The sequence below is a fragment of the Paenibacillus radicis (ex Gao et al. 2016) genome (assembly GCF_014641555.1).
GTDB lineage: Bacteria > Bacillota > Bacilli > Paenibacillales > Paenibacillaceae > Pristimantibacillus > Pristimantibacillus radicis.
On record NZ_BMHY01000002.1, the window covers coordinates 471,909 to 484,012 of the forward strand.

General features: G+C 47.3%; 14 protein-coding genes. 10 read left to right on the forward strand and 4 right to left on the reverse strand.

Features of this window, described 5'->3' with window-relative positions:
- Positions 1-89: 89 nt before the first annotated feature.
- A complete protein-coding gene (locus IEX98_RS07580; protein ID WP_188888315.1) occupies positions 90-896 on the forward strand; it encodes an imm11 family protein in 807 nt (268 codons plus the stop codon).
- A 177-nt stretch (positions 897-1,073) separates the two neighbouring features.
- On the forward strand, positions 1,074-1,364 hold the full coding sequence (locus IEX98_RS07585) for a hypothetical protein (protein WP_188888316.1): 291 nt from the start codon (positions 1,074-1,076) through the stop codon (positions 1,362-1,364).
- A gap of 165 nt (positions 1,365-1,529) precedes the next feature.
- Here the strand turns inward: IEX98_RS07585 and IEX98_RS07590 are convergent, their stop codons facing one another.
- Entirely contained in the window at positions 1,530-1,799 is a 270-nt protein-coding gene (locus IEX98_RS07590) for a hypothetical protein (RefSeq protein WP_229692040.1), read from the reverse strand.
- 610 nt (positions 1,800-2,409) lie between these two features.
- Complete coding sequence (locus tag IEX98_RS07595; RefSeq protein ID WP_188888317.1) at positions 2,410-3,210, reverse strand: AraC family transcriptional regulator; 801 nt, start codon at positions 3,208-3,210, stop codon at positions 2,410-2,412.
- Between the two features lie 185 nt (positions 3,211-3,395).
- Here IEX98_RS07595 and IEX98_RS07600 point away from each other — a divergent pair, with 185 nt between their 5' ends.
- Entirely contained in the window at positions 3,396-4,400 is a 1,005-nt protein-coding gene (locus IEX98_RS07600) for an aldo/keto reductase (RefSeq protein WP_188888318.1), read from the forward strand.
- A gap of 66 nt (positions 4,401-4,466) precedes the next feature.
- Here IEX98_RS07600 and IEX98_RS07605 read toward each other — a convergent pair whose 3' ends face one another.
- Both IEX98_RS07605 and IEX98_RS07610 read right to left on the reverse strand, forming a co-directional pair.
- Complete coding sequence (locus IEX98_RS07605; protein WP_188888319.1) at positions 4,467-4,673, reverse strand: hypothetical protein; 207 nt, start codon at positions 4,671-4,673, stop codon at positions 4,467-4,469.
- A 125-nt stretch (positions 4,674-4,798) separates the two neighbouring features.
- Positions 4,799-5,380, reverse strand: coding sequence for a GbsR/MarR family transcriptional regulator (locus IEX98_RS07610; protein WP_188888547.1), 582 nt, complete (start codon positions 5,378-5,380; stop codon positions 4,799-4,801).
- Positions 5,381-5,611: 231 nt separating this feature from the next.
- Here IEX98_RS07610 and IEX98_RS07615 point away from each other — a divergent pair, with 231 nt between their 5' ends.
- The 7 genes from IEX98_RS07615 to IEX98_RS07645 all read left to right on the forward strand — a co-directional run bounded on the left by IEX98_RS07615 (position 5,612) and on the right by IEX98_RS07645 (position 11,524).
- A complete protein-coding gene (locus IEX98_RS07615) occupies positions 5,612-6,493 on the forward strand; it encodes a carbohydrate ABC transporter permease (RefSeq protein WP_188888320.1) in 882 nt (293 codons plus the stop codon).
- 21 nt (positions 6,494-6,514) lie between these two features.
- On the forward strand, positions 6,515-7,357 hold the full coding sequence (locus IEX98_RS07620; protein WP_188888321.1) for a carbohydrate ABC transporter permease: 843 nt from the start codon (positions 6,515-6,517) through the stop codon (positions 7,355-7,357).
- A gap of 41 nt (positions 7,358-7,398) precedes the next feature.
- Entirely contained in the window at positions 7,399-8,748 is a 1,350-nt protein-coding gene (locus IEX98_RS07625; RefSeq protein WP_188888322.1) for an ABC transporter substrate-binding protein, read from the forward strand.
- Positions 8,749-8,764: 16 nt separating this feature from the next.
- On the forward strand, positions 8,765-9,547 hold the full coding sequence (locus tag IEX98_RS07630) for an HAD family hydrolase (protein ID WP_188888323.1): 783 nt from the start codon (positions 8,765-8,767) through the stop codon (positions 9,545-9,547).
- Positions 9,544-9,885, forward strand: a complete 342-nt coding sequence (locus tag IEX98_RS07635; protein WP_308421759.1) for a DMT family transporter — start codon at positions 9,544-9,546, stop codon at positions 9,883-9,885. The genes IEX98_RS07630 and IEX98_RS07635 overlap by 4 nt, the downstream gene beginning before the upstream one ends.
- Before the next feature lie 33 nt (positions 9,886-9,918).
- On the forward strand, positions 9,919-10,776 hold the full coding sequence (locus IEX98_RS07640; protein WP_188888324.1) for a metallophosphoesterase family protein: 858 nt from the start codon (positions 9,919-9,921) through the stop codon (positions 10,774-10,776).
- A 184-nt stretch (positions 10,777-10,960) separates the two neighbouring features.
- The gene (locus tag IEX98_RS07645; RefSeq protein WP_188888325.1) at positions 10,961-11,524 is read left to right on the forward strand and encodes a YdeI/OmpD-associated family protein; all 564 of its coding nucleotides are present in this window, start codon (positions 10,961-10,963) and stop codon (positions 11,522-11,524) included.
- The last annotated feature ends 580 nt before the right edge of the window (positions 11,525-12,104 follow it).

Sequence of the window (12,104 nt, forward strand, 5' to 3'; positions counted from 1 at the left end):
ACTTTCGGCACTTTTATTTATTAATAGGTAATTTTTACCGATGATATAACAGATGATTATTTTTCTAAATGAGAATAGGAAGTGGAACGATGAAAGTATGGGAACTAGAATCAGACCATAGAAGTTTTTCGTTTAATCTTACTAATTTTGATGAGGATATGGAACAAGTTGATAGCTTACTTGAAGGAGTTTATGTTCCAGAGTGGAGCCCTTTGAGAATGGAAGTTGTCAGAAAGGGGAGGAAAAGTGATTTGCCAATTTTCTTTCCTGGGCTGCTTGTATTCTCTAAAAAATCAGTCGATATATTGGATAACTACATAAATAAATATGTGCAATATTTATCAATTGATAATAATGACCATGTACTAGTGAACATAACTAATATTGCTGACTGTGTTAATTATGATCGATCAACAAGCTTTAAAGATCGTCATGGGGAATTTGCAGGGTTTGATAAGCTTTATTTTATGGAAGATAAATTGGAAGATCAGTACATTTTTAAAATTAAAGAGCATGTTAAAAGTAATATCTACGTAACGGATAAGTTCAGGGACCTTGTGCTTCAATCCAAACTTAAGGGTTTTTGTTTTATTGAAATATGGGATTCGGAGATAACGGAAGAAATGGAACGAGCCAAACAACAGAAATACGAGAAAAGATTGCTGGAGATCGAGAAAACTAAGGGAACTGAGTATAACTGGTCAGATGCAATTGGAAAAGTGGAGACTGGTAAAGCAATGATTAGTGGAACTTGGAAAATACAACAAAATGAAAAAGGTATTATAATGCTTGGTCAATTGTTGGAGGACTTAAGCTATTTATGGATCGAACCTATTTATTATCCTCCAATTTTACTAGATTTGAAATGGCAGGAAGCAGAGGTATCGGATATTTAACCAAAGAACTATAATTGAACAATCTAAGAGCAGCTGCCACGGCAACTGTTCTTTTTCTTTATGACCATATCTCGCGTCTAGTACTAGAAAATGATGGTACTATTTTTAATTTATTGCTGTGCTACTCTGAGTACAAGAGTGAGTGGAAATTATATCATTTAGTGAGGAGGAGAAGCCTTGAAGCTATGGCAAGTGCTTTACATGATTGCTTGCGCTGGAGTAGGATTTGGATGTTTCATGGCTGTATTCTTTATTTCTTTCAATTTAGAGGACGGTTTTATGACTCAAGATAATAAACCTTTGGCAGCTTTAGTAGCTGTTACGAGCTTACTTGGCCTTACCGTATTCTTTTTTATAGGGAAAGCGATATTTAATTCAAATCAGTTTCTAGGTCCTGCCATAGTTATAATTATAATCAGTGCAATTTTTTCACTGCCTGTAATGGAATTGATTACAGACTTATTGTAGTGATTTAAGCACTGTATTTTTGTATGGTGAATCTAATTAAATGGTGCAATTTGAAACGTGCTGAATTGTCAGGGAAGTAGAGAGTTAGAGTTTAGGGTTGCTGTGAAACAGCAACAAGCAGCCGATGACGGCTGCTTATTTGTGTTCGAAGAAATTGAAGGATGTTTATTTTTTCGATAATTGATTGATCTGTGAAGTTAAGTAATCAATTTGTTTTTGCATATTTGACATTTTCTCATCCTGAATCCGTTGATTTTCCTGGTCGAGAATCTCGCTGGCAGCGATTTCTTCCAGTGCGATTACAGCTGCAATTGTCGTTATTAAATCACCAAACGTAGTAACGGCGCTGCCTATGAGGGCGAGTTTAGCGGCATTATTTTCAGATTTGCTGAAAGATTGCCCCGTGTCCATGGGTTCCGGTTTATTTTTACTCAATGCTTCGCCTCCTCATGACGCTTAGACGTAAAATGTGATCTTTATGCCCCCAAACGGCGGACTGGTACAAAGCTGCAGGAGTTCATCCCGTTGTTGATTCATTAGTATATAAAATATGCTCAAACCGGGCAGCGTGTGTATATCGCACAGGAGTGGAATTGCTGCAGTGTAGGAGCTTGTTTTAGCTCATAACAAAGTACTTTATATGCCATATGCCCTTATGTCTCTAACGAAGCAGGTTCGCAAATTAGCGAATCGATCTTCGCAGTGGAGCTCGTTTTTCGAAGGCGGCTGGACGGAGCGAACCTTTTTTCGCTACTCGTGAACCTAAGTTCATGGATAGCGAAAAAAGATTCGCTGTAGCGGGAGAGTGCTACGGCTGAGGGGCGAAGAGCGAATTTGCCTTCGTTAATTAGCGAAGGAGGTTCGTAATAGTGCTAGAAGGGGAGCGTTGTACATGGAGCTTTTAATGAGACTAGTAATGCAGCAGATGAAGCTGAGTTACGCCTACTCGTTCCTGTGCAATTGGAGGTGACAAAGTTAAGCTTTCGATTTAGCGAAGGCAATTCGCTGTTTCACTACAAGTTAGGATGGTTCTCTCCCACACAACTCATTCCAGAACGCGATACCGCTGTTCCCGATAAGCCGTTGGCGATGAGCCGATCACCTTTTTGAACATTTTGGAGAATAGCAGCGGGTCGTTGTAGCCGACGGAGTGCGATACGTCCGTGATCGACAGCGAGGGATTCACCAGCAGGTCGCAGGCTTTCTGAATTCGGAACTGCAGCAAATACTGCTGCGGTGAGAGTCCGGAGCTTTCCTTGAACAGAGTGGACAAGTAAATCCGGTCGATGCGGATGAACTGAGCCAGGCTGGAAATCGTTATTTTCAAGCTATAGTTGGTATGGATGTAATCCATCGCTTTGCGAACGTAGACATCTTTAGCCCGGAAACTGCGGGGCGTTTGCCGGTCGGCAAGGAGCAGGTCTGTCCATTCCGCCAGCAGACGAAATAGAAGGCTTTGGCAGTGGAGCTGGCCATTCAGGTCGCCGGTATCCATATCCGTTAATTCTTCCAAGTAAGCATCCACCTTATGCAGCGATGAGAAAGAGAAGATTGGATAGTCGGGCGTTAACTGAACCTGCTCCAACAGCTGCTCTACATCATCCCCTGTAAAAGCAAACCACGAGTATACCCAAGGATCATCATGGTCTGCTTTCATATAACAGACGGTATCGGCAAAGACAAGAAAGCCTTGGCCCTTCTCTAGGGCATAGGTCTTGTCGTTGAACCTATAGATCCCTTTACCTTTATGAATGAACATAATTTTATACTGCTCTTTGTAGCCCGGTCCCCAATAATAGCCGGGTTCGCAATCTTGCTTGCCGTGGTAACGATATTGAATATTCAATTCGACGATCTCCTTAACAGGTAAATATATAACATAATGACATGCAATAACTACATGCCGACATTTAATAGACTTGATAGAATGGCATATAATTAGGGAGTCTTCAAGCTTCTGGTTATAAATTATAACATACCATAAGCTTTGCTGCTTTATTCAGTCTCAACTAACGAAAAGAGGAATGCATCATGCCTTATCAAGCAGATGATCAACGGTATTCACAAATGCAATATAAACGCAGCGGTAGAAGCGGGTTGAAATTTCCAGCAGTTTCTCTAGGGCTATGGCAAAATTTCGGCGGGAATAAGCCGCTGGAGGACTCGCGCGCGATGATACGAAAAGCGTTTGATCTGGGCATCACCCATTTCGACTTGGCGAATAACTATGGCCCGCCGGCCGGCTCTGCGGAGGAAACCTTCGGGCAAGTATACAGCAAAGATCTGAAGCCGTACCGTGATGAGCTGCTCATTTCGACGAAAGCCGGGTATTACATGTGGCCAGGCCCTTACGGTGAGTGGGGCTCCCGCAAAAACCTGCTGGCAAGTCTGGATCGCAGCCTTGAGCGGATGGGGCTGGATTATGTCGATATCTTTTATCACCATAGACCAGACCCGGACACACCAATTGAAGAGTCGATGAGCGCCCTGGCTCAAGCTGTTCGTCAAGGTAAAGCGCTTTATGTGGGTCTATCGAATTACGGTCCAGAGGATACGCGAAAAGCGGCAGAAATACTGCGTGAGATGGGGACGCCGCTGCTTGTTCATCAGCCTAATTATTCGATGCTTAACCGCTGGATTGAAGACGGCTTGCAGGATGTGCTGGAGGAGCAAGGCGTCGGTTCGATCGCCTTTTGTCCACTGGGACGCGGACAGCTGACCGGCAAATATATCGATAAGCTTGAAGCGGAGATGAAATCCGGCCAATTGACTGTGAAGCCAGAGGCGATTGCGCCGGAGCGAGTGGAGAAGTTCCGCCAGCTTGAAGCATTTGCCAAAGGACGAGGTCAAAGTCTCGCGCAAATGGCGCTTTCTTGGGCGCTGCGAGCTGGAGGAGTAACGTCGGTTCTGATCGGAGCGAGCCGTGTAAGCCAGATCGAGGAGAACGTACAAGCAGTTGGCCAAGCGCCGTTCACGCAAGAGGAGTTAAAAGCAATTGATGCAATTCTGCAAGATATCGGGGACATTCCTTGGTAAAATGCTGAACGAGGCTGCTTCCGAGTCCATGGACTTGGGAGCAGCCTCGTTCGTTTGCAAAGCAAGCTATCGTTTTTTTAACTTTTGCTTACCGAACGCTTTAGCTTTGGCAGGCCTTTTGGATGGCCCTCTTGCCCTAACGACCGGAGCGCCTTCTCCTTCGGGGTCGGCTTCATCGCTTTCCACCGTATCCGTTTCGACTTGTACCGCTCTGCCAAAATTTATCACGCCTTGGTTTTTGACGATAATGACCTTCCCGACACAGCACCACATAAAGGAGCAGCATCCTTCCCTGAAATAAAAGATTGGCAATGGCGAAGCTTCGCCGAATGCTTTTCCTCTATTTTATGGCGGACCAGCTTCCCGGGAGCGGCCGTTGTACAGGTCAAAAAGCCTTTTTAAGCTCCCGGCTCGGACTCGGAGCCGTTATCAACGTTCCCTGTACCTGGAGCTCCCGGTTCCCAATCGAAATAAACGCCTCTCTCCAGATCATCAACAAATTTATGCAGCCAATTGTAATAGCTTTCGGCATGCTTCAGCTTGTGCAGATCCTTCAGTCCTTGTTCCCGTTCTTCTTCGGACGTCCCGACCTCGAGAATCATCTCGGACAATGGGGGAATGACTTCGACAATCGCCCCTCGCATCACATCGATTTCCCGCCGCAGCTTCGTGACGAAAAACGCTTGAAAGGCTTTAAAGAAATCTGTTTCCGCTGCATAAAGCTCTTTGCGGTCCTGCTTCTCGTTCAGCTTCGAGACCATTTTCGAATCGATCAGCGAACGTACAGCGTAGCTCATATTGCTCTTGCTCATATTCATGCTCGTCTGCATTTCTTCGAGCGTCATTGGCCGGTCTTCAAAAAACATAATGCCGTAAAGCTGTCCGAATGAATAGTTTGCTCCGTATAAATCCATCGTCTGCGCGATCGCATCAATGACCTTGACCCGCAGTTCCTCTCCGACCGTTTCCGGCTCCTTCATCTTTCCAGAGTTCTCTTTCTTCACGATATAGCCTCCGACTCAAATCGAAAATTTACATAATATCCACTTAAATTTGATCTTGCGTTAACCATACGATAACGAATCGAACGTACAATATTTATTGAACAGAGGAAAGGAATGATCTTATTCTTAATCATTATAGCAAAAATTCAATTAATATTGAACATTAGAAAAATGCTATTTAAGCGGCTTATTGAAGAGGGAGGACCAATGAAACGATCTGCGATTGCCCAAGAATTCAAAGCTTTGCTTTTCACATTACCTGCGATGGTTCCATTGACTGTATTCTGGTTTGCACCGCTTGTCTACGTTATCTATCTCAGCTTTATGGAATGGGATTTTATGAATCCTGTCAAAGTATTCGTCGGGTTTGAAAACTATCAAAACTTGTTCAGCAACCCGGCCTTTTATGAATCGCTGAGAATTTCCATACTGTTCTGCCTGGGCAGCGTGCTGCCTGTCGTCATTGTTGGATTAGCTCTGGCGATGCTGCTAAGCAATAAATTTAAGGGAGGCGCGTTGTACCGGACCTTAATGTTCTCGCCTTGGGTTACGCCAACGGTTGCGGTCTCGATCGTCTGGTCTTGGATTTATGAGCCGGATGTTGGCCTCGCGAACAACCTGCTCCGCTTCATCGGCATTGACGGCATCCGATGGCTGGAGGATCCCAATTGGGCCTTGATCGGTGTCCTGATCGTAACCGTATGGAAGTCGGCTGGCTGGTGTATGATTTTTTATCTGGTAGCGATTAAGAACGTACCGCCGGAATTGCTGGAGGCTGCTGAACTGGATGGTGCAAGCGGCTGGCGCAAATTTACGAATGTAACCTTGCCGCTTATTTCGCCGACAACGTTCTTCCTGATCGTCGTACAGACGATTCAAGCGCTTCAAGCCTACGACCAGATCAATGTTCTGACGCAAGGCGGGCCGGCGGGATCGACGCGCACGCTGCTTTATCTCTACTATCAATCGGCATTCGATTCCTTCCAGATCGGGGAAGCTTCTTCCGTTGCCATTACGCTTATTATTGGATGCGTCGTGCTATCGCTGTTCTCGTTTGTAGTAGGACGCCGCAATGTACATTACAACTAAGGGAGAAGGAGGACAAGGATCATGCAAGGGTTAAAAGGGGTTCGGACCATAGTCCGTCATGTAATGCTGGCGGCAGCAGCTCTTATTATCGCATTCCCGTTTTATTGGATGGTTACGAATGCTTTGAAAACGAACGACGAAATTTGGCAGTTTCCGCCAACGCTATGGCCGCATGCGCCATTATGGAGCAACTTCGCGGACGCCTGGCATGCCGCTCCATTCGCACGTTATATTGGCAATAGTATTTTTGTAGCCGGCGTTATTGTGATTTTGCAAGTGATCAACTCCGGGATGATGGCCTATGCTCTCTCCCATATGAAATTCCGGTTAAAAGGCGTTTTCACCGCCGCTGTGCTAGTCGGGTACATGGTACCAGCGACAGCCGTCTATTTGCCGAGCTATATCATTCTAGGTCAACTTAATTTGCTTAATACTTACGGCGGGCTTATTCTATCCAACTGCGTTAGCGTGTTTTCGATCTTTTTGATCCGGCAGGCCTTCCTGCAAGTGTCGCATGACATGGTAGAGGCCGGGATGATCGACGGAGCGTCGCATTTCCGGATTTTATGGACCATTCTCATTCCGCTTACGCGTCCTTCCTTTGCTGTGCTGGCTCTGATTACCTTCATCGATCAGTACAACAACTACTTCTGGCCGATGCTCATTACGAAAGATCCGAGCATGCAGTTAATCTCGGCCGGACTGCGGAGCTTCTTTGTGGAAGGGGGTGCTTACGGACTGAAATGGCCTTTAATTATGGCAGCCAGCGCCTTTACGGTTGCGCCGCTGCTTGCACTGTTTCTGCTTACGCAAAAGACCATTATCAGCAGTGTCAATCTAACGGCAGGCGCAAGTAAAGGATAACGCTTTACGATGTAGAATCGATAAATGGAGGGAAACAACAAATGTTGCACTGGAAAAAAATGTTGACGGGGTTTGGCGTATTATCGATGCTGTTCGTGGCCGCTTGCGGTTCGACGACGGGTACAGGTACTAACGGAAGCAATGGGGGCCAAGCTCCTGCAAACGGCGAAGCCACACAATCGCCAGCAGCAGCTGAGCCGGTAACGATCGAATTCTGGTACGGGCTTGGCGGCAAGTTGGGCGAAAACATGCAAACGTTGATTAATAATTTCAACGCTTCGCAGAGCGAAGTAATCGTGAAGCCTGTCGTACAGGCGGATTACTCCGAGACAGAGAAAAAACTGCAAGCGGCGATCGCTGGAGGCAAGGTGCCAGCAGCTGTTCTTTCCTCGAACGTAGATTGGGCACGCAAAGGCTATTATGCATCATTGGATGAATTAATCGCTGGACAAGCCGATTTCAATGCGGCGGACGTTATTCCGACGTTTCTGGAGCAAGGCAAAGTAGACGGCAAACAATATTTCCTGCCGATGTACGGTACAACGCAAGTGATGTACTACCGTAAAGACGCATTGGAGAAAATCAACGTGAAACCAGAGGACTTGACCACTTGGGAAGCACTGGCTAATGCGGCTAAAGAAATGACAGTTAAGAACGGCGCTCAAACCTCGTTCTACGGCTGGGAGCCAATGTGGGGCATGGAGAACATGATGGACGCGGTATTCGGCAAGGGCGGTTCTGTCCTTAGCGAAGACGGCAAAACCGTTACGATTGACTCCCCGGAATGGGTGGAGACATGGGATCAATTCCGCAAATGGATTCATGAGGACAAAATCATGCGTATCCATTCGGGCGGACAAGGCTGGGAATATTGGTATAAAACGATTGATGATGTGATGAAAGGCCAAGCAGCAGGTTATACAGGTTCCAGCGGTGACCAAGGCGATCTGGATTTCAGCATTTTGGGCGCAATGGAACAACCAGGCTGGGAAGGTAAAGGTCCGGGCAAACCAGTCGCAAACGCGATTATGGCGGGCATTCCGGCAGGTGCAAGCCCTGAGCAGCAGCAAGCAGCGTTTAAGTGGTTCACTTATTTCATGAATGCTGAAAATACGGCGTTCTGGTCCATGAACACTGGCTACATCGCGGTTCGTCAGTCCGCACAGGATGACCCGAAATTTGCGGCCTTTACGCAAGAAAATCCGCAAAGCATGGTACCACTGAAGCAAGCAGCGCATGCATCGAAGCCGTTCCAAGATCCAACTGGCGGCAAAATCACCGACGCGCTTAAAGTTGCAGCGGACAAAGTTCAAATCAGCAACGTACCGGCTGCGGAAGCACTGAAGGAAGCAAAGGAAAAAGCACAACGAGAACTAGACAAATTGAAGTAAGCAGGAGGGTTTGCGAATGGCTGAATTGACGATAGCGGGTGCAAGCTGCCGAATCGAAGGCATTTTATTCGACAAGGACGGTACGCTGATGGATTTTATCCATACGTGGGGATATTGGGGCGAGCGTCTGCTCGCCCGGTTCTCCAGCCTGTTGGAGGAGAAGGGGCTGTCGCCTTTACCCGCCAAGGATTCGCTGCTGGGAACGTTTGGCGGCGAGACTGGCACAATAACGGATTATGACCGGAACGGACCGCTAGCTATGGGGACGATTGAAGAACAGATTGCGATTATGGCTTGGCAAGGCTATCAAGCGGGCTTGTCTTGGGCGGAGTCGAAGGAAATGGCTTATGCGAGCAAAAGCTTTGCGGACCGGGCATTGGATGAAGCCCGGCAAGCGCGGATGCTTCCTGACTTGCTTCCGTTTCTGGAGCAATGCCGCGATAACGGATTGAAGCTGGCAGTCGTAACTGCCGACGATACGGAGCCGGCGATCCGTCACTTGGAATGGCTGGGCATCCGCGAATATTTCACAGCTTGCGTCGGCAACGACGTGGTGGGACGGGGCAAGCCGTTCCCGGATATGGCGGAGCTCGCTTGCCGCGAGCTGGGACTTTCCTGTTCGCAGGTGGTCGTAATCGGCGATACAAACGGAGATATGCGGATGGCGAAAGCAGCAGGAGCCGCAGCAGCAATCGGGATTGCTGCGAGCGATGCCGCATCGGCCTTAGATTTGCTGCCAGACGCAGACTGGACGATTACTTCCTATCGGGAGCTGGCGATTCGAGGCGATAGGGAATGAAAGAAGGCAATGGCATCGGCTGGCTATTTCTAAGCATGGCTATATTGCTGGAAGTGCTGGGCACGATGTCGATGAAGTGGTCGGAAAGCTTTACCCGGCTGCTTCCATCTATTTTGATGTTTATTTTCTATGGCGCAAGCTTCACATCGCTTAATTATACGCTCGGCTATATGAGTGTAAGCACCGTTTATGCTACATGGTCCGGGGTCGGAATCGTACTCATATCGTTGATCGGGTATTTTATTTTTCAAGAAAAGCTGTCGATAGCCTCGGTTTGCTGGATCGCTGTTATCGTCATCGGCGTAGTAGGTTTGAATGCAAGCACCAAAGGCCATTAGCCTGAACGGAATCAATAGAGGAGGTTGTCAAACGTGGAGAACGCAATCGAATACAAGCAGCTGCCGCTTCTCTCCTTTCAGGTCATAACGGATACGCATATTACGGCTGACCCGGAGCATACGCATAACCGCAATTTTGCCAGAGCGCTTGAAGATATTCGGGTGAATGCACCAGACAGCGTTGGCATCATGCATGCCGGGGATGTTACGGATCACGGATTTCCTCAAGAGTACGAGGAGCTCCGCCGTCTGCTGGGAGAGCGCGGCGACTCAGCGCCGGAGATTCATTTTACGATGGGCAACCATGATGTAGCTTTGGGCGAATGGCGAAGCCGGATCTCTAATTTCAATGAAGCGACCCGGACGGCGGGCTCCTATCATGACCATTGGATCGAAGGCTATCATTTCATTTTTCTCGGGACGGAGCAGGGATTGGAGCTGTTCTGCACACTTTCTGAGGAGCAGCTGGCTTGGCTGGATGAGAAGCTGGGTGAAGATGCGTCGCCGGATCGTCCGGTGTTCGTATTTCTGCATCAGCCTTTAAAGAATACCGTGGCCGGTTCGTTTGAGGAACAGAATTGGTTCGGCGTGACTGAGGACGATGAGCTGCAGGCCGTTCTGAACAAACATCCTCAGGCGATGCTGTTCACCGGACATACCCATTGGGAGCTGGAAGCCCGTCATACCGTTCATCATTTGGAAGAGAAGCAGCCGACCATGTTTAACGCAGCATCAGTTGCTTACCTGTGGACGGATGAAGATGAGCATAAGGACGGCAGCCAAGGCTACTATATTGAAGTGTACGGTGATCGGGTACTCGTCAGAGGGCGCGACTTTGAGCGCGGTGCTTGGATTGAAGCGGCTCAATATGAGGTAAAGCTTTCGGTTTAAGGAGCGAGCGCTATAATTTTTTGAAGAAGTATGACAGAATGTTGTCATACTTCTTTTTTTATAATAATAGCAGCACTTGTAGAGTTGGTCAGTTGACTGAGCACTCATAGTTGAGTGCTCTTCCATTTTTACGGTATCATGGTCACAATTACTCTCCCCATTCGAAAGGAGAATGAACATTTCTATGGAAATTGAAAATTTACTTCCGGTTACTTCGAGAGAGGACTTAAGGAGTTGGCTGGAGGAGCATAGCAAGACGGAGAAATTTTGTTGGGTCATAGTCAGTATGACGCCCAAGCCGGACACGTTGCTTTATTTGGACGTGGTTGAAGAATGTTTATGTTTTGGCTGGATCGATGGAATTAAAAAGGTGCTAGCTGGAACGGGGACGGCGCAGAGACTGTCACCTAGAAGCAAAAAAAGTTCATGGACGGAATTGAATAAAGAACGTGTCCGCCGCCTCGAAAAGCTGGGCTTAATGAGTGATGAGGGCAGAAGAGTGCTTCCCGACATGGATTCTTTTAAAATAGATAGTGGAATCAAAGAAAGGCTTAAAGAGGATAGTCAAGTATATGCGAATTTTTTGGCTATGCCCGCTCTTTATACGCGAATACGGATCGACAACATACAAAGCATCAAAGACCAGACAGAGCTGTTTCAGAGCAGACTAGACAAATTCATTGCAAACACTAAAGAAAATAAAATGTATGGTCAATGGCATGATAATGGACGGCTGCTGGAGTATTGAGTTGCGCAGCGCTGCCGCTGGATTAGATAGAATTGAGGGCTCGAACCCACGAATACTCAAGCGCGTCTTCGCTAAGCTATTCTAACCCCAGCCCACTCATCTTCGCCCTGGCCATAGATTCGAACTTACGAATCTTTGAGCATGCCTTCGCTAAGCTCTTCGAACCCTCTCTAGAAGCGCCGCCTATCACTATTCCGAGCCTCTAACTCCCCAAAGCCTCGTCACCGCACTGCCGAACCGCCACGCTCCAGTAAAATAGTTCTTTTGGCTGCTCCAACGAACCAGCTTCGCAAAATAACGAAGCAAACTTCGTAGTTAGTTGGTTGAGTGGACTGCAACGTTGACACAGCGAAGCAAACTTCGCAAATGGAGAACCTAGGTTCACGAAAAGCGAAAATCTCCTCGCTAATTTGCAAATGCCGCGTCACGACAGGCAGGATAGCGAAAGGAGCTTCGTTAAACAGCGAAGCCGCTTCGCTATAGACTGCTGGTGCTAAAACTCTGCTGCTCCAACGAACCAGCTTCGCAAAATAACGAAGCAAACTTCGTAGTTAGTTGGTTGAGTGGACTGCAACGTTGA